Annotated in this window: 20 protein-coding genes; 8 read left to right on the top strand and 12 right to left on the bottom strand. The window is 39.2% G+C overall.

The window, feature by feature from the left end:
* Window positions 1–6: 6 nt before the first annotated feature.
* Both AC559H_RS22530 and AC559H_RS22525 read right to left on the bottom strand, forming a co-directional pair.
* Window positions 7–489, bottom strand: coding sequence for a DUF4168 domain-containing protein (locus AC559H_RS22530; RefSeq protein WP_026794874.1), 483 nt, complete (start codon window positions 487–489; stop codon window positions 7–9).
* A gap of 41 nt (window positions 490–530) precedes the next feature.
* Complete coding sequence (locus AC559H_RS22525) at window positions 531–1,022, bottom strand: DUF4168 domain-containing protein (RefSeq protein WP_051319554.1); 492 nt, start codon at window positions 1,020–1,022, stop codon at window positions 531–533.
* A 269-nt stretch (window positions 1,023–1,291) separates the two neighbouring features.
* On the opposite strand from AC559H_RS22525, the gene AC559H_RS22520 reads away from it, so the two are divergent.
* Both AC559H_RS22520 and AC559H_RS22515 read left to right on the top strand, forming a co-directional pair.
* Window positions 1,292–1,543 carry a gamma-glutamyltransferase gene (locus AC559H_RS22520; protein WP_026788561.1) on the top strand — a complete coding sequence of 84 codons (252 nt, stop codon included), beginning with the start codon at window positions 1,292–1,294 and terminating at the stop codon, window positions 1,541–1,543.
* A gap of 193 nt (window positions 1,544–1,736) precedes the next feature.
* Window positions 1,737–2,468: a glutamine amidotransferase-related protein gene (locus AC559H_RS22515; RefSeq protein WP_026788560.1), complete on the top strand. Its 732-nt coding sequence runs from the start codon at window positions 1,737–1,739 to the stop codon at window positions 2,466–2,468.
* Window positions 2,469–2,597: 129 nt separating this feature from the next.
* Here AC559H_RS22515 and AC559H_RS22510 read toward each other — a convergent pair whose 3' ends face one another.
* Window positions 2,598–4,388 (bottom strand): transporter substrate-binding protein, encoded by a 1,791-nt coding sequence (locus AC559H_RS22510; protein ID WP_051319555.1) that lies wholly within the window; start codon window positions 4,386–4,388, stop codon window positions 2,598–2,600.
* Between the two features lie 131 nt (window positions 4,389–4,519).
* Window positions 4,520–6,328, bottom strand: a complete 1,809-nt coding sequence (locus AC559H_RS22505) for a serine/threonine-protein kinase (protein ID WP_026794876.1) — start codon at window positions 6,326–6,328, stop codon at window positions 4,520–4,522.
* Between the two features lie 80 nt (window positions 6,329–6,408).
* Here AC559H_RS22505 and AC559H_RS22500 point away from each other — a divergent pair, with 80 nt between their 5' ends.
* Window positions 6,409–7,938 carry a phenylacetate--CoA ligase family protein gene (locus tag AC559H_RS22500; protein WP_036832049.1) on the top strand — a complete coding sequence of 510 codons (1,530 nt, stop codon included), beginning with the start codon at window positions 6,409–6,411 and terminating at the stop codon, window positions 7,936–7,938.
* Between the two features lie 172 nt (window positions 7,939–8,110).
* Here the strand turns inward: AC559H_RS22500 and AC559H_RS22495 are convergent, their stop codons facing one another.
* The 3 genes from AC559H_RS22495 to AC559H_RS22485 form a co-directional block, all read right to left on the bottom strand.
* Complete coding sequence (locus AC559H_RS22495) at window positions 8,111–8,869, bottom strand: ABC transporter ATP-binding protein (protein WP_026788557.1); 759 nt, start codon at window positions 8,867–8,869, stop codon at window positions 8,111–8,113.
* 71 nt (window positions 8,870–8,940) lie between these two features.
* Window positions 8,941–10,158, bottom strand: coding sequence for an ABC transporter permease (locus tag AC559H_RS22490; protein WP_026794877.1), 1,218 nt, complete (start codon window positions 10,156–10,158; stop codon window positions 8,941–8,943).
* Between the two features lie 339 nt (window positions 10,159–10,497).
* Window positions 10,498–10,911, bottom strand: coding sequence for a nuclear transport factor 2 family protein (locus AC559H_RS22485; RefSeq protein ID WP_026794878.1), 414 nt, complete (start codon window positions 10,909–10,911; stop codon window positions 10,498–10,500).
* 140 nt (window positions 10,912–11,051) lie between these two features.
* Here AC559H_RS22485 and hisF point away from each other — a divergent pair, with 140 nt between their 5' ends.
* The 4 genes from hisF to ffh all read left to right on the top strand — a co-directional run bounded on the left by hisF (window position 11,052) and on the right by ffh (window position 15,762).
* Window positions 11,052–11,831, top strand: coding sequence for an imidazole glycerol phosphate synthase subunit HisF (hisF, locus tag AC559H_RS22480; RefSeq protein WP_026788555.1), 780 nt, complete (start codon window positions 11,052–11,054; stop codon window positions 11,829–11,831).
* A gap of 152 nt (window positions 11,832–11,983) precedes the next feature.
* Window positions 11,984–13,159, top strand: a complete 1,176-nt coding sequence (locus AC559H_RS22475) for a pentapeptide repeat-containing protein (protein WP_026794879.1) — start codon at window positions 11,984–11,986, stop codon at window positions 13,157–13,159.
* Window positions 13,160–13,226: 67 nt separating this feature from the next.
* A complete protein-coding gene (locus tag AC559H_RS22470; RefSeq protein ID WP_026798597.1) occupies window positions 13,227–14,015 on the top strand; it encodes a pentapeptide repeat-containing protein in 789 nt (262 codons plus the stop codon).
* Between the two features lie 310 nt (window positions 14,016–14,325).
* Window positions 14,326–15,762 carry a signal recognition particle protein gene (gene ffh / locus AC559H_RS22465; protein WP_026798596.1) on the top strand — a complete coding sequence of 479 codons (1,437 nt, stop codon included), beginning with the start codon at window positions 14,326–14,328 and terminating at the stop codon, window positions 15,760–15,762.
* A 129-nt stretch (window positions 15,763–15,891) separates the two neighbouring features.
* On the opposite strand, the gene AC559H_RS22460 is transcribed toward ffh, so the two are convergent.
* Entirely contained in the window at window positions 15,892–16,086 is a 195-nt protein-coding gene (locus AC559H_RS22460) for a type II toxin-antitoxin system HicB family antitoxin (protein ID WP_026794880.1), read from the bottom strand.
* A gap of 47 nt (window positions 16,087–16,133) precedes the next feature.
* The gene (locus AC559H_RS22455; protein WP_026794881.1) at window positions 16,134–16,676 is read right to left on the bottom strand and encodes a T4SS efffector SepA family protein; all 543 of its coding nucleotides are present in this window, start codon (window positions 16,674–16,676) and stop codon (window positions 16,134–16,136) included.
* A gap of 313 nt (window positions 16,677–16,989) precedes the next feature.
* Here AC559H_RS22455 and AC559H_RS22450 point away from each other — a divergent pair, with 313 nt between their 5' ends.
* The gene (locus tag AC559H_RS22450; RefSeq protein ID WP_026794882.1) at window positions 16,990–18,552 is read left to right on the top strand and encodes an RNA/DNA-binding domain-containing protein; all 1,563 of its coding nucleotides are present in this window, start codon (window positions 16,990–16,992) and stop codon (window positions 18,550–18,552) included.
* A 55-nt stretch (window positions 18,553–18,607) separates the two neighbouring features.
* On the opposite strand, the gene AC559H_RS22445 is transcribed toward AC559H_RS22450, so the two are convergent.
* The 3 genes from AC559H_RS22445 to AC559H_RS22435 form a co-directional block, all read right to left on the bottom strand.
* Window positions 18,608–20,569 carry an ATP-binding protein gene (locus tag AC559H_RS22445; RefSeq protein ID WP_026794883.1) on the bottom strand — a complete coding sequence of 654 codons (1,962 nt, stop codon included), beginning with the start codon at window positions 20,567–20,569 and terminating at the stop codon, window positions 18,608–18,610.
* A 147-nt stretch (window positions 20,570–20,716) separates the two neighbouring features.
* Entirely contained in the window at window positions 20,717–21,988 is a 1,272-nt protein-coding gene (locus tag AC559H_RS22440) for a Pvc16 family protein (protein WP_026794884.1), read from the bottom strand.
* 13 nt (window positions 21,989–22,001) lie between these two features.
* Window positions 22,002–22,706: a LuxR C-terminal-related transcriptional regulator gene (locus AC559H_RS22435; protein WP_036832068.1), complete on the bottom strand. Its 705-nt coding sequence runs from the start codon at window positions 22,704–22,706 to the stop codon at window positions 22,002–22,004.
* Window positions 22,707–22,799: the final 93 nt, after the last annotated feature.

Genomic DNA, 22,799 nt, shown 5'->3' with positions numbered 1-22,799 from the left:
CAACGGTTAGTTTCCGCCTGATTGTAATAATTTTAATATTTCCGCTTGAATTTGTTGTCTAAAACGGGGATCATTTTGTTGATGACGGGTGATATCATTGAACTGAGCAATTGTTAATCCCTTAGATTCAATCATGCGTTTCGCTTGGTCACAATAACTAACTGCTAATTGAGGCGCATTTCCAGGTAAGCCATTAAAACTGGTAGGTTGGTCACAAATAATTCGGGGAACATCTCCAACAATTTTTTTAATTTCATTGGCTACTTCATGACGTCGAGATTCTAACGCTAAAGCCGCCTTAGCATAATTTCTAATCGTTTCTTCACTATAGTTAAAACTATCTTGAGCTTGGGCTGGCGAACCCCAACTCAAAACCGGAAATCCTTGGGAGGGGGTTTGACTCCATCCAATAAAACCACCACAACCGGATAGAATAGCAACGGTTAAGGATTTTGATAGAATTTGACCAAATGGTAATGTAGTTTTCATAACAGGTTCATATATAGAGTTAATTTTGAGACAATCTCAGATTAGTTTTGTAGACGCTGGAGTTCCCCTTGAATCTGTTTTTGTAAACTGGGGTCAGCTTGTTGACGTTGGGTAATTTCATTGAAACGAGTGATAGTTAACTCGTTGGTTTCAATAATTGATTTAGCTTGGGTGCAGTAATTCACCGCAATATCTCGAACACCTTTATCCAGGCCATTAATGGTTTTGGTTTCACTACAAACCACATCGGGAATAGATTTTCCCGCCCCGAATATTGCTTGAATTTCGTTATAAGCGGTCTGACGTCTGGGTTCAATTCCTAGGACAGCACGGGCATAATTCCGAATTTCAGCCTCACTAAATTCTGGGGACTGTTGAGCTAGAACAACAGCATTGAACCCAGAAGCATTTGATACGGAAACATCTGGGACAACTCCCAACAAAACCGCGCCCCAAGAGAACAGTCCCACTAGCAGAGCATGGTTAAGGTGGTGTTGACGCATGAATCGTAAGCTACGCAAAGAATCCATCATATTGAAAGGTTTTGATGCCACAGGATAAGGTGAAAGTGCTTAGTTATATTGAATTATTTTACGGGTAAGAAGTTCCTCATCCAAAACTTAAAAATGCTTTAGCTAAGAATTCTATGTCCAGTAACAAGTTTGACTTCCAAAAAACTGAGGGTTTGACTTCTACGCAGAGAAAAACTTGATATTCAAAAGGCGTAATCGCAGGAAGTGAAACTTTTTAGGTCGAAAATATATTGTATCCTGAAACGTTGACCTCGAAAATTTAAAAAAGTATGAAGAAAACCAACGGGGTGATTACCGCAGGACATCCCAAAACCGTTGCAGCCGGGTTGGTGATGTTTGATGCTTTTGATGCGGCGGTGGCTTGTATTTTAGCAGATTGTGTTACGGAACCGGGTTTAACTTCCCTCGCAGGCGGGGGATTTTTATTGGCACATACTCATACAAATCAGAATATTTTATTTGATTTTTTTACTAAAACTCCCCGATATAAATGTCCGATTATCGGAGTTAAATTTTTATAGTGGTGTCAGTTTAAAGAGTTAATCAATATTTTCCCGGTTTTCCTAGTAATTAATTAGTATTTATTTACTAAAATGTATTAAAAAATACAACAATTATCCAAGAAAACTATACTAGAATACCCATAGTGTTTTATTGTTTAATTATAAACTAACTTCTGGTTTGTTTGAATAGTTTATTGGAATCATCAGACGCATGAAACATATTCTCGTTATTATTCACCAACCCACTTCCGAGACGGGACGGTTGGGACAAATTCTAACATCCTATGGTTATCAACTCGATATTCGCCTTCCCAGTCATGGGGATAGTTTACCCGGCCATTTAGACAAACATGATGCGGTGATTGTTTTTGGGGGGTCAATGAGTGCCAATGATGAGAATATTTCACCCCATATTCGCACAGAATTAAACTGGATTCCCTTGGTTTTGGAGTCGAAAAAACCCTATTTAGGGATTTGTTTAGGGGCGCAACTATTAGCTAAAGTTTTAGGGGCAAAAGTATCTGTCCATCCCCAAGATATTCAAGAAATTGGCTATTTTCCCATTACTCCAACTATAGAAGGACAGGATTATTTTCACGATTTGGAATATGTTTATCAGTGGCATCGAGAAGGGTTTGAATTACCCTCTGGAGCCGTATTATTAGCCACGGGAAAAACCTTTACAAATCAAGCATTTTGTTATGAAAAAACTGCCTATGCTCTTCAGTTTCATCCTGAAATAACTGGGGCATTAATGCAGCGTTGGATTGAACGCGACATAGAACAATTAACTTTACCCGGAAGCCAATCTATTATAGAACAATTAAGAAGACATCGTTTGTATGGAATTCAAGGGGAAAAATGGTTGAAAACATTTCTCCCACTTTGGATTAATTCAATTCAATCGGAACAACGCTTACAGCTAGAAAAACGCTCGGCTTAAAATAAACAGGGAATATAGCAATCCGCGCCTTCGAGACGGAGGTTGTAACATTTCAATACTGATATGAAACAACCAGAAATATTACCTCTGTTCCCTATTCCCTATTCCCTGTTCCCTGTTCCCTTAATCTTAAACATAGTGTAAACACCATTGATTTTTGCCGTTATGTTTAGCTTGATAAAGGGCTTTATCAGATTCAGCAATCAATAATTCGGGGGAAGAATTTAACTTGGGAATCTGACTGGAAACTCCTAAACTGACGGTGACATAATCATTAACTAAAGAGTTTAAATGGGGAATCTGAAGCTCTTGCACTTCCTGATTAATTCGAGTCGCGACTTGTGAAGCATCAAATAAGGTGGTATGGGGTAAAATTACGGCAAATTCTTCTCCCCCATAACGAGCAACAATATCACAACTATTTCTAACGGCTTTCTTAATTGCTTGAGCGACCTGTTGTAAACAGTAATCCCCCATTTGATGACCGTAGGTATCATTATAATTTTTAAAATAATCAATATCACATAAAATTAAGGCTAAAGAGGTTTGACTGTGTAGATTTTTATGCCATAGAGATTTGAGACATTCATTAAACCAATATCGATTAGAGAGTTTAGTTAAACTATCGGTAATTGCCATATATTTTAATTCTTTATTGACCTCTTGTAAGGCAATTTCAATCCTTTGGCGTTGTTCAATTTCAAGTTGTAATTTTTGCATTGTTAGTTCTAAATTAAGGCTATTTTGCTCTAATAAACAACTATATTGAATCCCTTGGGATACCTCAGCTAACATATCAATAACTAAATCGGCTTGAGGGAAATTTTTTAATTCTTCTACTCCTAACCAGGGCAAAGGTTTAATTAAATTAGGACTTTTCCAAATAATTTCAAATTGTTTAATTTCGTTGACACGGCCGATATAACAGTGTTTCCATAAATGATGATTCGGTTCAATTTTAACTAATCCCCCTGGAGCATAAAAGGTTTGACAATAAGCAGCCTTTCTGACTTCATTGGTTTTAAAACTTTTTGCAGTTTCTACGGATTTTTTCCATAGATAAACTTGAAAATAAGCGGCTTCAATCGGATCAGAAGTTACCCTTTCTTGACCATATAAGGCTTTAAAATTATTAACAAATTCATGATTATGGGGGGTATTTAAACTTTGAAAATAACTCCAGCAGGCATAGTGACCTATACTGGCTTGACCGATACTTTGAACTTCTGACTCAGAAATACTCATGGCCATAATCGGCAGATCTGATGGTTTAATTCCAGCATCATAATAGGCATTATAAAAATAAAAATTGCTATCTCCATTTAACGTATTAAAAATAATATCTGGCTTGAGATGTTTGATTTCTTCAATAATATCAGTAAAGTTTTTATCTCCACAGGGAAAATATTGTTCTCCCACGACTGTTCCTCCTTCGTGTTTAAGGAGGGATTTAACTAATTTATTAGCCGTGCGGGGAAATACATAATCCGAACCTAATAAATAAAATCGTTTGCCTAAGTTTTCGAGTGACCAACTAATCACCGGTTGAATTTGTTGATTTAAACAAGAACCGGTATAAAAAATATTAGGAGAAGATTCTAAACCTTCATATTGAACCGGATACCAGAGTAAAATATTAAACTGTTCAAATATTGGTTTAACTGCCTTACGAGCCGTCGATGTCCAGCAGCCAAATACCGTGGCTACTTGATCAATTTCTAGTAATTTTCTAGCTTTTTTTTCAAAGATAGAAATATCGGAAGCTCCATCTTCAATTACGGGTTCAATTTGATGTCCTAAAATGCCACCCTGAGCATTAATTTCGGCGATCGCCATCAAGGTTGCTTCTAATAATGGTGTTGCGCTAATTGCCATGGTTCCACTTAATGAATATAAAATCCCAACTTTTATTTTTTCCATAAAATTTAATATCCTTGAGAATTTGGTATGGGTGAGAACCTGAACCTCGACAATTAGAAATATTCAATATTGACAGATAGCCGATAATTTTTCCGTTCGTTTGAATACTCTTATCAATAATGATAAACTCCTTAACGAGTTTCTAGGGTTAACTCATAGTCAAACGGTCGGGAAGATTTAGACACCACAACCACTTGATAATCACCAGAATCGGGTAAACGACCTGACCAACGGTTTTTAGGTGAATCTTCTAGTAAGGATTGAGCTTTTTGTGTATAAATTGAAAGTAAAGTTGAGGATTGTGGAGATTTGAGACGCACCTGTAAAACTTGATTTTTATTCAAGTGAGCAATATAGATTTTTCCTTCACCGGGTTTTAGTCGATATTTCAAGGTTTTTTGAGTTTTTTTAGAAGCAAATTCTACCCGTTCCCAGGCAGTTCCCGCTTCTAAATTGTTAACCACATCATTAGTAATAGCTTGCCAAACTTGTCCCATAGGAAACCCCAAATCAACATTTCTTGATTGTTCTGGAAATAGATCAAAAAATTTGGCATCCGCTAAATCATATAAGGATTGACTACTTAACTGTAACTGATTCACTTGTGCTTTTAAGTGATCTAGATCATTAATACTATAGTTTCCTAATTTTATCCGAGATTGATCACTAAGTTGCGCTAAATGTTGCAAAAATTCATCTGCAATTTTATTCCAATTTTCTCGCCAAATTGAATCCGAGGATTTATCTGTTAAAGTTCTTCCCCGTTGTTCGGGATAGCGATGATAAAATTCTTCATCCACTAACTCTACAAAAAAGTTAGAATTAATTCCTAATAAACGCAGTTGTTCTCGTAATGCTTCTTGTCGTTTTTCCTCCGTTTTTGCGAGTTGGTTTAAGTCTTGATTTGCATAATTATTTAACCCGTAACGTCCTCCCAACCATCCAAAAATCCCTAAAATTAAGATAAAAACAAATACTAATAAAGGCGTTTTTATATGAGAATTTTTTCCGGCTTGAGGGGAAAAAGGTTGGGGGAATAAGCTCTGATTTAGGATGGGTTGAGTGGGATTTATAGAGGTTTGGGGGGGTGGATTTATGGCTGAAAGAGCCACCAGAACATCCTGAACCGATGAAAAGCGATCGCCGTGACGATAGGCTAACATTTTATCTAATATTTCCCCAAACTTTGGATTTAATTGAGTGTATTTTCTCCAATTCCAATTTAAGGTTTGTGGATCAATTAATTGTTGCGGTTCTTTTCGGGTTAATAACACTAACATTGTCGCAGCTAAAGCATACAAATCACTATTAGGATAAACCATACCCAAACGCATTTGTTCATCGGGGGCGTAGCCCACTTTTCCTAACCTTGTAGGTGAGGGATTTTGACCCCCTTGTACTGCCAATTCCGATTCTACTTTGGCTTGAATTAATTTTACCCCGCCAAAATCAATTAACATAGGTAAACCATCGGATTGACGTTGAATCATATTATCAGGAGAAATATCTCGATGAATCACGCCATAACTATGAATATAATCTAATACGGGTAAAATTTGGAATAATAATTGCATCACTTCGGCTTCTGTAAAAGACTGTTGATTCAATAAACTTCGATAGTTAAAACCCTCAACATAATCCTGGACAAAAAACAAATACCCTTTATTATCAATTGTTTCTCTAAATAACTCTCGAAATCGAGGAATTTGGGGATGTTTTAATTTATAGAGAATCTCCGCTTCCCGTTCAAATAATTCCTGGGATTTTTTTAAAGCAAAACTTCCTTGTACCTGGGGAGAAAATTCTTTTAAAACACAAAGTTCATCAAACCGATGTTGATCTTTTGCTAAATAAGTTCGTCCAAAACCCCCATGTCCTAACTCACGGACGATGGCATAATGGTTTCTCAGAACAAGACCCGGATAAATTAATTGACTCATGGGGTGTTAGTGTGAAAAAATGAATACTGAACGGTTCCGATCTGTCTTAATTTAGAGTAGCAATTTATCAGGACTGTAGCATGGGTCAACTCCGAGACGAACAACGCCAACGGGCAATTTCCGCCTTAAACGGCTTTTTATCTACACCCCTATCGAATTTAGTTCAACCCTCTGAAGATAGAGGGGTGAATTCTGTTTTACAACTATTCCAAGATGTTGTCACAAAAGTTCCCGCCTATCAACAGTTTTTAGCCACCCATCATCGGTCTATTGATGATATTCAAACCTGGGAAGATTTCCAAACTTTGCCTTTAATTACGAAAGAAAATTATTTATGTCAATATTCCTTATCCCAATTGTGTCGTCATGGTCAATTGGAAACCTGTGATTTAATTGCAGTTTCTTCAGGTTCCACCGGAAACCCAACATTTTGGCCCCGTTTTATTAGTGATGAATTGCAAATTGCGACTCGCTTTGAACAGATTTTTTATGATAGCTTTCAAGCGGATCAACGTCGAACTTTAGCGGTGATTTGTTTTACTTTGGGAACTTGGGTTGGGGGAATCTATACAACGGCCTGTTGTCGTCATTTAGCCACTAAAGGTTATCCCCTTACAGTGATTACCCCAGGAAATCAAAAACCGGAAATTTTTCGGGTAATTCGAGAATTGGGAGAACAGTTTGAGCAAGTGGTTTTATTAGGCTATCCTCCGTTTATTAAAGATGTTATTGATACGGGAATTACTGAAGGCATAGAATGGGCAAAATATCAAGTTAAATTAGTATTTGCTGGGGAAGTTTTTAGTGAAGAATGGCGGCGTTTAGTCGGGGAAAGGGTGGGATCAACTCAACCAAATTATGATTCGGCAAGCCTTTATGGGACAGCAGATGCGGGAGTTTTAGGGAATGAAACACCTTTGAGTATTTGTATTCGTCAATTTTTATCTGAAAATCCAGAAATTGCCAAACAATTATTTGGAGAATCTCGATTACCAACTTTAGTTCAATATGATCCTAAAAGTCGATTTTTTGAAGTCCAAAAAACAGATAATTCTATCACTGGAACCCTATTGTTTTCGGGAGATAATGGGATTCCGTTAATTCGATATCATATTGCAGATCAAGGCGGAATTATTGAATTTCAAGAAATGTTAAATTTTTTGAAACAATGGGATTTTGATCCGATTTTAGAATTACAAAAAACAGGAGATCGGGGAATTTATCCCTTACCATTTGTTTTTATATTTGGGCGATCGCAATTTATTATTTCCTATTTTGGAGCTAATATTTATCCTGAAAATATAACCGTAGGTTTAGAACAACCCTTAATTAAAGATTGGGTGACGGGTAAATTTGTGATGTCTATTTTGGAGGATTCTGATCAAAATCGGTTTCTATCAGTGGTTGTAGAATTAGCACCTGGGATTGAAGAAACCGAGGATAAAAAACAAGCGATCGCCCATTCTATTTTAACGCAATTAAAGCGCTTAAATAGCGAATTTGCTAATTATGTTCCCCCTGAATATCAAACCCCTCAAATCACCCTCAAATTAACGGCAGATCCCGAATATTTCCCCCTGGGAGTAAAACATCGCTATACCAGAAATTAATCATTTATCCTGGGCTATCAACAATTTATATAATATCGGGGCCAGAAATTTTTTAATTGGCAACTAACTTAAATCAATCCTTATTCAATGTTGTGAGATTTTAAACCTTGAGAAGATGGGCTAAAGCCCAACAACGCCCAACAACGCCCAACAACAAAAACGAAATTAAATTTTAAAAAATAGCACTGTGTAAATCATTGGGGGTGAGATGGGAATGAACAACTTCACCATCTTTAAACCAAACAATTCGACGGGTTTGACGGGCAACATCGGCTTCATGGGTGACCATTACAACGGTCATTCCACCCGCATTTAATTCAGTAAAAATATTCATCACTTCTTGAGTAGTTTGAGAATCTAACGCCCCGGTCGGTTCATCTGCTAATAATAATACCGGACGATTCACAATAGCACGGGCGATCGCTACCCGTTGTTGTTGACCTCCAGAAAGTTGATTCGGTTTATTATTTAAGCGATTTTCTAGCCCGACTCTAATTAATGCTTGCTTTGCCCTTTCTCGACGTTCATTCGAGGGAATTCCAGCATACATCATCGGTAAAATCACATTTTCTAAAGCACTTAATTGGGGTAAAAGATGGAATTGTTGGAATACAAACCCTAATTTAATATTGCGAATGCGGGCTAAATTATTTTCTGACATTTGCGCCACATTTACCCCATCCAAATAATAGGAACCTGCGGAGGGACGATCCAAACAACCGATAATATTCATCGCCGTTGATTTCCCCGAACCCGAAGCACCCATAATCGAACAGTATTCTCCTTGTTCTACCGTTAAGGTGACACCTTTTAAAGCCTGAACTTGAATATCACCCATCCCATAAACTTTGGTGACATTTTCTAAGTGAATAATAACCGGATTGGTTTGAGAATCTTGATTTTCTGGTTTAGTCGAAATTGATGTTTTCATAATTTTAATAGGATAGGGAATAGGGAATAGGGAACAGAGATATAGCAATCCTATAATCAAAACTAAACCAATTAAATACTTCTTAAAGCCACAATTGGGTCAAGTTTGGCAGCTTGTTTAGCAGGAACAACGCCAAAAAATAATCCAATAGCACCAGAAATACTAACGGCTGTTACAATCGCAACACTGGAAACTCCGGCTTGTAAAGGAGTGAAAGCACCGACAACTAAAATGCCACCGACGCCAATTAATGTACCAATCAAACCCCCGGCTGCTGATAGGATAACAGATTCAATTATAAACTGAATTAAAATATCTGATTGGGTCGCTCCGATCGCTTTTCTTAATCCGATTTCTTGAGTTCTTTCGCTGACAGAAACCAACATAATATTCATAATTCCAATACCGCCCACTAATAGAGAAATGGCTGCGGTTGCTGCCAATAAAATAGTTAAAGCTCCGGCAATAGTGCCCAAAATATTCATTAAATCCTTTTGATTTCTAACAGTAAAATCATCTTCATTAGTAATTTTATGACGTAACCGCAATAAATTTTCAACTTGAAATTGAGCCGCCCGCATATTATCTTGACTATCAATAGTAATAGAAATAAATGTAACTTGGGTTCCGTAGGGCGATCGATTTCCCACAATTCGATTTGCCATTGTAGTTAAGGGAACAAAGGCATTCATGTCGTCATTACTGCCAAAACTAGAGCCTTTAGGCTGCATTACCCCAATAACTTGTAAACTCAAATTCCGCAGTCGAACCGACTTACCAATCGGATCTTCAGTTCCAAATAATTGTTGAGCTAATTCTGACCCTAACGCCACAACTTGTTCATTCCGTTTTAAGTCTAAATCCGTAATAAATCGACCTTTAGCAATATCAAAATTACGCACGGATAAATATTCCGGTGTGGTTCCTACGATAGAAGCTGAAGCATTATTACTGCGATAGGTAATTAATTCACTGCCATTTAAAGAAGGAGAAACTTGTTCAACCGAAGGCACTTGTTCGGCGATCGCGATCGCATCTTCTAAGACTAAATTTTGCGGCGGAAATACCGGACGACGTTGAGATTCGGGGCTTCCAGGTAACACAAATAAAATATTTGGCCCCAAGGAATTAACTTGATTATTGACAAATTTCTGAGCACCTTCTCCAATACCAATCATAGCAATAACAGAAGCATTGCCAATAATAATTCCTAACATAGTTAAACTACTTCGCATTTTATTCGCTAATAGCGTTGTAGTTGCCATTTTGATACTTTCTAGGAAATTCATAATTTGGTGTGTTAACGGTTAATGGTTGACTGTTGACTATTAAAGACTATCCTTTTTTCTTAAGGTTGTTTGCTCGTTTCCAATTATATTATAGCTGAATAAATCAAGTCCAACCGCCGGGATGAGACTTGATTCGGATTAGAAATTGGAATCGGGTTTCAGCAATCTAGGATTTATATTAGATGGGAATTTAGGAGAATAGCACAGATAAATAACGAGTTAAAAAACCGTAAATATACTGATTTTTTAAGCCAAAGTAGAGACATATCAACGCACATTCCTACTTTGACTTAACCTTTGATATGATAGTCCAGCTATCGGACTGAATCATATAACTTTTTAATGGAATTTACGTTCGGATTCTTGAATTGGTAAATCGTTAATACTGGCTTCCCGTCGCTGCATTAATCCATTAGGAGCAAATTCCCATTGTTCGTTACCATAGGCGCGATACCATTTACCGGAATCAGTGTGATATTCATACTCAAATGTGACAGAAATTCGGTTATCGGTGAAACTCCATAACTTTTTTTTCAAACGATAATCTAATTCTATATTCCACTTACGAGTCAGAAATTCTCGAATTTTCTCCCGTCCCGTAAAAAATTCAGCCCGATTTCGCCAAACAGAATCCTCTGTATAGGCTAATGCAACTCGTTCGGGATCACAGGTATTCCAAGCATCTTCAGCGGCTTGGACTTTGGCTTTAGAGGTTTCCAGGGTAAAGGGGGGTAAAGGGGGTCTGGTTTCCATTGGAAATTCTCCTTAATTATGATTAGTGAACTGATTAATTAACTATTCCCTATTTTGGTATTCCCTGCTATATAATTAATCTGAACTCAAAAAAGGGATTTTCACCCTTGATTTTATTGTCCTAATGTTCAATAGTTATTATGCTTGCGAAACGAATTTTACCTTGTTTGGATGTAAAAGCAGGTCGAGTGGTAAAGGGGGTTAATTTTGTTGATTTAAAAGATGCTGGTGACCCGGTGGAATTGGCGGCGGCCTATAACGATGCTGGGGCCGATGAATTAGTATTTTTGGATATCACCGCCACCCATGAAGACCGAGATATTATTTTTGATGTCGTTTATCGCACCGCCGAACAGGTATTTATTCCCTTAACGGTGGGGGGTGGAATTCAAAACCTAGACATGATTAAAAATTTATTAAGAGCCGGAGCAGATAAAGTTAGTATTAATTCCGCCGCTGTGCGTGATCCTGACTTAATTAATCGAGCCAGCGATCGCTTTGGAGTACAATGTATTGTAGTTGCTATTGATGCCCGTCGGCGCACTAATCCCGATAATCCCGGCTGGGATGTGTATGTGCGAGGCGGTCGGGAAAATACCGGAATTGATGCTCTTATCTGGGCTAAAGAAGTCACAAAACGGGGCGCGGGGGAACTTCTAATCACCAGTATGGATGCCGATGGAACCCAGGCAGGTTATGATTTAGAATTAACGCGAACCATTGCCGAATCCGTAGAAATTCCAGTGATTGCATCGGGGGGCGCGGGGACTTGTGAGCATATTTATCAAGCCTTAACCCAAGGCAAAGCCGAAGCAGCATTGTTAGCCTCCTTATTGCATTATGGTCAATTAAGCGTGACAGAAATTAAGACCTACTTAGCAGAGCATCAAGTTACCGTGAGGAATCCTGATATTTTGTAGGAGGAAGTCAAAAGGAAACAGATAACTTTTACCCTAGACTAGATACCCCTAAATATCCATGAATAAGAGGGATTTTCAATCGAATTCCCCCTTGCATAATTAGCAGATTTAGATTAATCTGGATCGAATAATTCATCAAATAAACTATTTAGATGTTAGATCAAGCCAACGAGTTATTCCAGCAAGGGATTTTACACTATCAAAATACAGAATATCAAGCCGCTTTAGCATCTTGGCAACAAGCTCTCCACTCCTACCGAAATTTAAAGGATCGCAAACGGGAAGGCGCAGCCTGGGGGAATATAGGGGCTGTACATGAAGCCCTATTAAGTCCAGAACTGGCAATTAATTGCTATCAACAACATTTAGATATCTCCCGTGAAATTCAAGATCCCAAAGGTGAAATGAATGCCTTAATTAATCTGAGCAATATTTACTATAATTTAGGAGACTATGTTAACGCCCTCGAATACCAAAATCAACGGTTAGCCCTCGCCCGTCAATTTTTAGATACCCGCACGGAAGAACAGGCATTATCAGTATTAGGAAAAATCTATCTCGCTCAAGAACAATTTCAATTAGCAATTGAAGCTTATCAACAACAACTAATCCTCGCCCAAGCTCACCACAATTATCCCAGTCAAGGTCAGGCTTTTAACCATTTAAAACTCATCTATGAACAGTTAGAACAATGGGAACAAGTTGAATCTTATTATCAACAACATCAAGCTATTTTTCGAGAATTTTTAATAGAAAATCCAGGTAATATTCTACAACAAGCCGAAAATATTGGCTTAGATCCTTTATTTGATTTTGCAGGCATGGATTTAAGTCATCTTGATTTTAATTACGCCGATTTACACGGGGCAAATTTAGAAAAAACTAACCTCAGTTATGCTAATTTAACCTTAGCAGATTTGAGCGGAGCGATTTTAAAAGAAGCTAATCTCAGTTATGCTATTTTAACTAACGCTAATTTACGCGATGCCGATTTAACAGGTGCTAACCTCAGCGAAGCCGATGTCAGAACTAAAATGCCTAGGGCTAATTTGAGTCATGCTAATTTAACCCATGCTAACTTGATGAGTGCCTATTTACCCTATGCCAACTTGACCCAAGCCAACCTCAGCCAAGCTAATCTCAACTATGCCGACCTAACCGGGGTAAAATTTCAAGGGGTGAACTTAACAATGGCCAGCTTCAGTCAAGCCGAACTCAAAAATGTCTGGGTAGAAAACGTTGATTTTACCGAGGTAGTAGGTATTTCCAAGCGAATTAAATCCGAGTTAGTCCAACGGGGGGCAATTTTTAGAGAGAATGAAGATTAGGTGAATAGACAGAATCCAACCCATTCTATCCATTAACCAATATCCATAAACAAAATCATTAAAACCTATGACTGGTGTAGAAGGACTGTGGCCCCATAATCTTAGCCCAAATCGCTTGGCGGTGTTGGAGCGTAAACTCGTACTTTGGTTACAAAAACAACCTTTACCTGCTGATATTCACGAAATGGCACTGCATTATAAAACCCATGAAGACCTACAATTGTTAACTCAAAAAGCAGCATCTCAAGGTTGTCATTTTTCAGATTTACAAACAACATTACAAGCTATTATATCAGCAAAAACCGATAATTTCTTAGAGTTAGCGGAAATTGCAGGTTTAAATCCCCTAGAAGATTTTGCCGAAGGTAGACTATTAGGAGCTAATTTAAGAGGATTAGATTTAAGTGGGGCAAAATTAACCAATGCCTACTTACGAGGGGCAGATTTAAGCGATATTGACTTAACCAATGCTGACCTAAAAAATGTCAATTTAGGGGGAGCAGATTTAAGCGGAGCCTTATTAAGTGATGCCGACTTAACCGGAGCAGATTTGCACCGGGTTAGTTTAGCTTTAGCAAATTTAAGTGGATCAAATTTAACGAATGCTAATTTAGAAGATGCCAATTTAAGTAACTGTAATTTAAGCAATGCCAATTTAACTGGAGCTTGTCTAAAAAATGCCGACTTATATCAAGCAGGATTAGCTTTAACTAATTTAGCCGGAGTTGATTTTACCGGAGCAAATGTTAAAGAAGCTCGCCTCTGGCATGATGCCGGAATTTCTGAAACTGTGAAAGCAGACTTAATCAAACGAGGAGCGATTTTTGATGAAAAGATAGAAAAGACTAAACTTTAATTTGTTGTTGCGCTTCAGCGCACTCTAAAAATATGGAGCGCTAAAGCGCAACAACTAAATATTATCATAGAGAGTGAAGTTAATCTGCTCAATAAAGAAATTGCTATGTTTGATGCTCTTGCTGAACGCTTTGAATCCACTTGGAAGAAACGAGGAGCGATTTTTGATGAAAATGTCGAAAAAATCAAACGAGATTAAACCTTAATTTGTTGTTGCGCTTCAGCGCACTCTACAAATATGGAGCGCTAAAGCGCAACAACTAAATATTATCATAGAGAGTGAAGTTAATCTGCTCAATAAAGAAATTGCTATGTTTGATGCTCTTGCTGAACGCTTTGAATCCACTTGGAAGAAACTCCGAGGTCAAGATAAAATTAGTGAGTCTAATATTCAAGATGCCCTAAAAGAAGTCCGTCGCGCCCTCCTAGAAGCCGATGTTAACCTGCAAGTCGTCAAGGAATTTGTCGCCGAAGTCGGGGAAAAAGCCCAGGGAGCAGCAGTCGTGTCCGGTGTGCGACCCGGAGAACAGTTCGTCAAAATTGTCCATGATGAATTAGTCAACGTCATGGGGGAAAGTAACGTTCCCCTCGCCCAAGCGGACACCGCCCCAACAATTATTTTAATGGCGGGGTTGCAAGGGACAGGAAAAACCACCGCCACGGCAAAATTAGCCCTGCATTTGAGAAAGGAAAATCGCACTACTTTGTTAGTCGCAACGGACATTTATCGCCCGGCGGCAATTAATCAGTTAATAACATTGGGGAAACAAATTAACGTTCCTGTGTTTGAAATGGGAACCGATACCGACCCCGTAGAAATTGCCCGTCAAGGAGTAGAATATGCCCGCAATCAAGATATTGATACCGTCATTATTGACACCGCCGGACGTCTGCAAATAGACGAAAATATGATGGCGGAATTAGCCCAAATTAAGCAAACTATTGAACCCCATGAAACTTTGTTAGTTGTTGATGCGATGACGGGTCAAGAAGCTGCTAATTTAACCCGCACCTTTAACGACCAAATTGGGATTACCGGGGCTATTTTAACTAAGATGGATGGGGATAGTCGCGGCGGGGCAGCGCTATCAATTCGGAAGGTATCGGGGGCGCCGATTAAATTTGTCGGGGTGGGGGAAAAAGTCGAAGCATTACAACCATTTTATCCTGACCGGGTTGCCTCTCGAATTTTAGGCATGGGGGATATTTTAACCTTAGTTGAAAAAGCCCAAGAGGAATTTGACTTGGCGGATGCTGAGAGAATGCAGGAAAAAATTATTACGGCAAAATTCGATTTTACCGACTTCCTGCGTCAAACTCGAATGATGAAAAATATGGGATCTTTGGGGGGATTAATTAAGTTAATTCCGGGGATGAATAAGATTTCCCAAGACCAATTAGACCAGGGAGAAGCACAATTAAAACGGTCGGAAGCGATGATTAATTCCATGACCGTTAATGAGCGCCAAAACCCCGATTTATTAGCTAGTTCTCCTTCCCGTCGCAAACGTATTGCTAAGGGTTCAGGAATGCTAGAAAAAGATGTGATGAAGTTAGTTAGTGACTTCCAGAAAATGCGGATAATGATGCAACAAATGAGTCAAGGAATGATGCCCGGAATGGGAGGAATGCCCGGTATGGGTATGCCCGGAATGCCCGGTATGCCAGGAATGGGAGGAGGTTATCCCGGGGCGGCAAAAGCCAAGAAAAAGAAAGACAAGAAGAAAAAAGGTTTCGGACAACTCTAACCCTCCCCCTCGTTCCAAGGTTCTACCTTGGAATGCCAACCGGAGGCTCTGCCTCCGATAATTTTATTAAATAATGTATTAGTATAGAAAGTATCTATTAGGATAGCGAGCGAGGACGCTCGCACTACCTCATGTTTTATCGCTCAACCCTAATTCTTGACAAAATTCCAAATAATCATCAATAGAGTTTTTAAATTCTTGCCTGATTTCTTCAACCGTTTTTCCTTTAAAAGTAATCACATCGTTAATGTCTAGCACTTGACCAAACAAAATTCCAGCCTCTACATCAACTTCAATTTGAGCCGTATAACCTTTGTAATTCATTCATTAAAAGAAAACTTTTGATATTGCAATTTTACCTTATTTCTAATTTAGTCGGGACTCCAACTTAATAAACATTCTTCCCCAGGAAATGAAGCACCTTCTTTATCCTTCCAAGTTAAATAAATTTTTACAGAAATATTTAATTTTTTAACCATCTTTAAAATTCCCTTCCAAGCGTGATCAGATGAAACATTTTGAATGGATATATTGAGTTTTTCTATAAACTTATAACCCTTTTCTGTATATTCTCCATCGGTAATATTAAAACTGCTAACTAATATCAACTTATCATAGGATTTTTCACGAGAATTAATTTTATTCATTGCTATAATATGAATTTCTTCGATAATTTCATTCCAACCAGGATTAGTTAAATGTAAATTATTTAAAATTACTTTTGTTACTTTACTATGTGCTAATTTGGGTGGATTTTCGGGATTTAATTCACGAATATTTAAGTTCTGGTGCTGTTCATAAAAATCTAGTAGTTTTTCAATAACGCTGGCTGAAGTATCTGTTAGTGGTTCTGCAATCGCTTGAAGACGGGTAAAAATAGGGTTGGAGATACGAATAACTTTACCTTGAGTCATATTTTTCAATCCATTACTATGCAACATTGTTACATAGTAACATTGTTACAGGAAAATCGTCAAGAGTAAGCTGTTAATTATCTAAATTTTTGAGGAGATCCCAGCCAATAAGGGGTTTCAGCCTTTAAAATATGCAGTCTAAATGCTAAACAGCTTAGTCTTAAGTCTGGAATGCTAATCGGAAGCTCTGCCTCCGTTAACTTCAATACAACCTGTGAGATCGATCGCGCTAAATTCACTATAATATTAAGTAGAGCCAATCTTATATATATTCACTTTATTTAATTAATCACTACCATCTTGGTGAAAATTCATGAATTACTCTATTGATTTAAAAGAACTTGCCTATCGGGAAAGTGAACAGGTGGAATGGAAAGAAAATGTAGCAGATATTAATGATGTTATCCAAACTGCGGTGGCTTTTGCTAATGACTATTCAAATCTGGGGGGTGGATATATTGTTTGTGGTGCGAAAGAAGTAAAAGACGAACACGGCTTTCAAAAAATGCTTCTTCCAGGGATGACTTCTCAAAAGTTAAAAGAAGTTGAGGGCAAAGTATTAAACGCTTGTCGAGACTATGTAGATCCGCCCATTGTTCCCCATACTGTTCAACTTCCCGCAGAAACAGAGGATAAAAGAGTATTAGTTTTAATCATTCCGGCTACTGATCATGCCCACTCTTTCAGACAACAATCTACTACGACTTACTATATTCGGATTGGTAGTAATACTTGTGAAGCTCGTAATGGTTTATTGAGGGAACTGCTAGTAAAAAAAGGCAAATTACCACCTTGGGATAGAAGAATTAATCTTAATGCAACCGTAAACGATCTTGATTTAATCGTTCTACGAGAGTACCTTCAACGGATGTCGTTATGGGATGGAAAGAGAGATATTGATGAATATTTATCACCAGATTTTAAATTAGCGGCATTAGCCCCTTCTTTATGTCAAAAAGAACCTTTAACAAATGTTCTTAGACCTCGCAATTTTGCCTTATTACTGTTTGGACGTGAACCCACAAGATTTTTCCCCGGTGCAGTCTCAATTTTTTCGATATATCCTGGTAAAGACAGAGGCGAAACCCATGCAGAAAGGATCGAACTTGAGGGAACTATTGTAGAACAAGCAAATAAACTGATTGAGCGTTTAAATGCAGAGGCTTATATTGTTTTTGATAAAACTAGCAAGACGATGCCAAACCTGGCAAAATATCCCAATCGAGCATTACAAGAAGCCGTCGTTAATGCACTAGCCCATAGAGATTATGAGTCTGATCAACCCACTAGAATTACTATATTTTCAGATCGTGTAGAAATCAATTCACCGGGTACTTTACCATCTGCGATAGATAGAATCAAATTTGTTGAGGGTCGCGAATCTCCATTTTGGCGGAATCAAGGTCTCGCCTACTTTTTTATTAAACTGCAACTTGCTCAAACAGAAGGTCAGGGAATTCCCACCATCCTACGAACCATGAAAGCAGAGGGGTGTCCGGCTCCGATTTTTGAGATTGGCAATGAAAATTTAGTGTGTATATTAGGAGCCCATCCCAGACATGAGGCAATTCGTGAGTTAAGATCGGCTGAAAATGATACTGTTGTTGGTAATTATAGTGCTGCCCTTGAAAAAGTTGAAAAGCTTTTGAATAATGATCCTTATAATTTTAGAAGTTTAGAGCTTTACTGTGAAATCAATAATTTAATGGGAACGCCTCAACGAGTGGAAGATTTTATTTTTAATTCAAAAATAGACTTATTCCGTCTCAATGCTGCAACCCAATTAGTAATGGCAGAAACCCTGACATTAATTAATAATCCAAATAAATCGACAAGGGATATTATTAATCAACTGCTTGATGCGGTTGGGCGGTGACGATTTTTTTATCCATCCTCCGGGTTGTCCTTGACGACGATTAACCCAAACTGTTTCAAGGACTAACCCATCCTTTTACCTCCGTATCTGTTAACGGTTTTTCCATCTTCATACTTTCACTACGAGCCGCATTTAATAAATGTTTCATCGTCACAGCTTCATTAGAATCCGCCGCCAAAAAAGCAGCATTCATCGCAATATTACGAATATTCCCCCCGGCTACACTCAGTTTAGCTAATTTATTCACATCCACCCCTTCCAATGGCATTTCCTTGGGAAAAATCCGCCGCCAAATTTCAGCCCGTTGGGTCACATCGGGAAACGGAAACTGCACCACAAACCGAATTCTTCGCAAAAATGCACTATCTAACGCCCCCTTTAAATTCGTAGTTAAAATTGCTAAACCTCCATAAGCTTCCATCCGTTGTAATAAATAACTAACCTCAATATTTGCATGGCGGTCATGGGAATCTTTCACATCAGAACGTTTTCCAAATAAAGCATCCGCTTCATCAAAAAGTAAAATCGCTCCACCCGTTTCCGCCGCATCAAAAACCCGTCGCAAATTCTTCTCCGTTTCTCCAATATATTTACTCACAACTGAACTCAGATCAATCCGATATAAATCTAAATTTAACTCCTGAGCCATCACTTCCGCCGCCGTAGTTTTTCCCGTCCCACTAGGGCCAGCAAATAACGCACTAATTCCTAAACCCCGTCCGCCTTTTTTAGCAAACCCCCAACCTTCATAAACTTTAACGCGCTGGCGAACATGGGCAATCACCGCTTTCAGAGTTTGTGACTGCATTTCAGGTAATACCAAATCCTCCCAACTGGCACTCGGTTCAATTCGTTGGGCTAAATCTTCCATCCGAGGACGAGCTTGGGCGCGACAAGCCTCCCATAAAGTATTATTTAGCTGATCATAATCCTCACTTAGCCCCATTTGTCCGAGGGTACTGGCACAAGCCGCAGCAATGGCGGGGGCATTCAGGTTAAATTGTCCGACTAAGTGTTCTATAATCTCCGGCAACTCCTCGCGTTCCATCACCAGCGCCTCCTCCCATAATAGGTATTGTTCTGAGTTGGTAGGTTTGCTAACTTCAAAATTCACTAAGGGGCGCTGTCTCTGACTAATCCGATCTCGTGTAGTTATAATCAGAGGACTGTTAATTTGTTCAATGATATGGGCGACGACATTTCCGTCCCGATCTGAACCGTCTACTTCGTCGCAGTTCAAGACTAAAGCACTATTACACAAAACCGCTTCTCGATCCCACAACCGCAGCAGTTGAGATAGTTCGTTTCTGTTGCTGGGTAAGTGATCAGCACTTAATAAATGGGCATCCAGTCCTAATATTTTGCAGGCGGATAGGGCGATCGCCCGTTTGCTACTGGTATCTTCTCCACAGAGTTGCACTGCTGGTACAATGTCATTTCCGGCACTCTGAGACAGGGTTTCTGCCAACTGTTCGGCTAACTGTTGGTGAGAAGGGACTAACTGATTTTCTCCCTTTAGTGGCTCAATCATTCCCATTAGTCTCTCATCTAAGTGCTGCACTCCTACCAAGTAATGCAAGATGCGCTCGTCAATGCGGAGGGGACTCTGGGTTAGTGCCGATCCACTACCGATCTCAATTAATCGCCAGTGTCGTAGGGGAGCGGTAGGGGTGAGGGCGTTCCAATGGGGGCTATCTAGGCTACTGAGGGCTAAACTGAAGGTAGGATAAAGTTTTTGCGAGTCCCCTTGAGCCAGGGCGCACAAGCTGGCAAAACTGGCGTCTAATTCCATACCTGCACAGATCATCAATAAGTCTCGTTCAAAGGTGGACAAGCCAAAGATGCGACAGACCTGTTGTAGAGATGAATGCTCCGATAGTTCGGAAGTGGCTATTGGCTTTGGAGTCTGACTATCTTGACTGGCTTTCCATTCCAGCACCTGTCGCACTTGGGCCAGTGCCACCATCAGGGATTCTTGGTTTGCTTTTTGCCAGTCTTGCACAGAAACAGCGTTCATTTTCAGTAAAAAATGTAGTGAGTCCTTTAGGACTCTTAACTCGTAGTGAGTCCTTTAGGACTCTTAACTCGTAGTGAGTCCTTTAGGACTCTTAACTCTTAGCTAGATTTGTATATAGGCCCTGAAGAAGCCCTAAAGGGCTTACTACTAGGGGATGGTGATCGTTGGACTAATATACTGATCAAAGGTGGGACTATGGCGATCGCTATCAATTTGACAGAGACTTTCTGCACCATCGACTTGAATCCTCACTAAATAGTTGCTATTTTTAACAGCTTTAAGTAAGAAGATAAGACGGACAGTATTATTATTCCGAGACTGGGCGTTAAAAATGTAAGCGGCAGGCTGTAGGGCGGTCTGTTCATTTAAAATCAGAATCACTCGCTGATCTTGACCGATCCTCACGTCTGTCACTACTTCTACCTCAGCATCACGAGGCTCGTCGTCCGTTCCTGACCCATCCAGCAGATTCACCTCCTTGATACCGGGTCGTAACACAAACGGAGCCACATTGGACTCAACCCGCTCCTGCATGGAGTCATTCGTGCTTCCCCTCTCCAACCTTTGACCGTGAATTACCTGTAACGCCTGAACCCCGGGTCGGAGTGCCTCTGGTGGCACTAAGGTTAAAGCTAAGGTAATTTCCTGATCTTGCACCGTACCCGGCGCCACTTCCACACCCCCAATTCTAATCGAGGCATTGGCATTAGCAAGCATTTTACCTCGAATTAATAAGGTACTATGGCTGAAAATCGGTTGATATCTACCTTCGGTTGACATGACAAAATCAATCGTCGGTTGTTTGCTAAATGTCCAGGCGTTTAGGCTGCGATCGCGGATTGGAAGTGCTACCATTGCAGGTTCCTCACCATCTAACACCACAACTGTAATTTTATAGATCACAGATAAAACATAAGGGGTTTGAAAAAAGACCGACCAAACCTTCGATAATTCATCCGTTGAAACCGGAACAAATTCCGCTCGGATCATCTCAATTTGTTCCGATAAATCAGAATTTGCTAAAAAAGGATAACTAGGATCATTAACAGTTTCTCGAATCATTTGAGAGGATAAAACCGCTCGATCTTCCAGGGTTCGGATTGCACTTCCTAATAAGCGCTGAGGCTCTAATTCGATCTCATTTCCATAACAACTTAACAGATAGTATAAATCTATAGGTAATTGATTCCGCTTTGTTAATTCTCCCTTCCTTTGACGGGGTGGCATATCTGCATTCCCTAAAGAGGTATTGCGCTTCAAATGGTAGAGGTAAATGCTAATTCCTGTTTCTGGAGTTCCCCCGGTATTTTCTGGGCGGCTTGTTGTCACCCTTGCCCCCTCCACATCCATCTGCACAGATTGTTGTAACATCCTCTGCAATGTTGCCGTCACCGTGGCAATACCTAAATAATTACTCATACTTTAATTGGTTTTAAACAAGACCCAGATGTAACGACCGAACAATCGCTCGACTACGACTATCTACATCTAATTTTTCAAATATGGTTGTTAAGTGGGCTTTGACTGTTGCTACGGTAATATAAAGGGAACTAGCTATTTCTTGATTTCGGTATCCCTCCACCAACAATTTCAAGACTTCTCGTTCTCTATGTGTTAAATTATAGGGATTAGAGCTATTTAATTCCCTCGGTTGATTAGATGATTTATTGGGTTGAGTGGCTGTTGATTTACCTTGATTTATCTGAAAAGCTCGAAAGAATTTGGCTGCAACTTCTGGACATAAATAAACTTGATTATTCAGAGCCGAGGTAATAGCAATAGGGAGTTGCGTCGGTAAATTTTCCTTCAACAGATATCCCCAAGCTCCGGCTTGCATCGTCTCAAAGATACTACTTTCTTCTCCTAAAGAAGACAACACTAAAATTTTGCTATCATTCTGATTTTGTTCTGATTTCTGACTTAAACTTCTGATCATTTCAGTACCCTGATCAGGTGTCTTAAATAAATCCCAATCTAGGAAAATTAAACCGGGTTTATATTGGTCAGCCATACTCAGTACAGGTTGAATTGAACTCGTGTTACCAACTAGCTTAATTTGCCATGACGAACTCAAGTTATAAACCTTAAGTAATACCTGCAAACTCTTGCAAAAAGGCAATTCACTGGCTACAAGCATAACTGCAATTGTTTCCGGTAAAATGCTCTTAGGTATCTGCCTAGAAACACTTGCTGGCCTTTGATTGGAAGTGTGATTAAGTTGATTTACCCG

Origin of the sequence: Planktothrix prolifica NIVA-CYA 540 (assembly GCF_963864145.1) — a bacterium.
GTDB lineage: Bacteria > Cyanobacteriota > Cyanobacteriia > Cyanobacteriales > Microcoleaceae > Planktothrix > Planktothrix agardhii.
Note: the sequence above shows the minus strand (reverse complement) of the source record. Positions and strands in the feature narration are given on the sequence as shown.

Excerpts from the sequence above, each read along its gene's own strand:
- AC559H_RS22530 (WP_026794874.1), bottom strand. The coding sequence starts at position 489 with ATGAAAACTACATTACCATTTGGTCAAATTCTATCAAAATCCTTAACC.
- AC559H_RS22525 (WP_051319554.1), bottom strand. The coding sequence starts at position 1,022 with ATGATGGATTCTTTGCGTAGCTTACGATTCATGCGTCAACACCACCTT.
- AC559H_RS22520 (WP_026788561.1), top strand. The coding sequence starts at position 1,292 with ATGAAGAAAACCAACGGGGTGATTACCGCAGGACATCCCAAAACCGTT.
- AC559H_RS22515 (WP_026788560.1), top strand. The coding sequence starts at position 1,737 with ATGAAACATATTCTCGTTATTATTCACCAACCCACTTCCGAGACGGGA.
- AC559H_RS22510 (WP_051319555.1), bottom strand. The coding sequence starts at position 4,388 with ATGGAAAAAATAAAAGTTGGGATTTTATATTCATTAAGTGGAACCATG.
- AC559H_RS22505 (WP_026794876.1), bottom strand. The coding sequence starts at position 6,328 with ATGAGTCAATTAATTTATCCGGGTCTTGTTCTGAGAAACCATTATGCC.
- AC559H_RS22500 (WP_036832049.1), top strand. The coding sequence starts at position 6,409 with ATGGGTCAACTCCGAGACGAACAACGCCAACGGGCAATTTCCGCCTTA.
- AC559H_RS22495 (WP_026788557.1), bottom strand. The coding sequence starts at position 8,869 with ATGAAAACATCAATTTCGACTAAACCAGAAAATCAAGATTCTCAAACC.
- AC559H_RS22490 (WP_026794877.1), bottom strand. The coding sequence starts at position 10,158 with ATGAATTTCCTAGAAAGTATCAAAATGGCAACTACAACGCTATTAGCG.
- AC559H_RS22485 (WP_026794878.1), bottom strand. The coding sequence starts at position 10,911 with ATGGAAACCAGACCCCCTTTACCCCCCTTTACCCTGGAAACCTCTAAA.
- hisF (WP_026788555.1), top strand. The coding sequence starts at position 11,052 with ATGCTTGCGAAACGAATTTTACCTTGTTTGGATGTAAAAGCAGGTCGA.
- AC559H_RS22475 (WP_026794879.1), top strand. The coding sequence starts at position 11,984 with ATGTTAGATCAAGCCAACGAGTTATTCCAGCAAGGGATTTTACACTAT.
- AC559H_RS22470 (WP_026798597.1), top strand. The coding sequence starts at position 13,227 with ATGACTGGTGTAGAAGGACTGTGGCCCCATAATCTTAGCCCAAATCGC.
- ffh (WP_026798596.1), top strand. The coding sequence starts at position 14,326 with ATGTTTGATGCTCTTGCTGAACGCTTTGAATCCACTTGGAAGAAACTC.
- AC559H_RS22460 (WP_026794880.1), bottom strand. The coding sequence starts at position 16,086 with ATGAATTACAAAGGTTATACGGCTCAAATTGAAGTTGATGTAGAGGCT.
- AC559H_RS22455 (WP_026794881.1), bottom strand. The coding sequence starts at position 16,676 with ATGACTCAAGGTAAAGTTATTCGTATCTCCAACCCTATTTTTACCCGT.
- AC559H_RS22450 (WP_026794882.1), top strand. The coding sequence starts at position 16,990 with ATGAATTACTCTATTGATTTAAAAGAACTTGCCTATCGGGAAAGTGAA.
- AC559H_RS22445 (WP_026794883.1), bottom strand. The coding sequence starts at position 20,569 with ATGAACGCTGTTTCTGTGCAAGACTGGCAAAAAGCAAACCAAGAATCC.
- AC559H_RS22440 (WP_026794884.1), bottom strand. The coding sequence starts at position 21,988 with ATGAGTAATTATTTAGGTATTGCCACGGTGACGGCAACATTGCAGAGG.
- AC559H_RS22435 (WP_036832068.1), bottom strand. The coding sequence starts at position 22,706 with ATGCTTGTAGCCAGTGAATTGCCTTTTTGCAAGAGTTTGCAGGTATTA.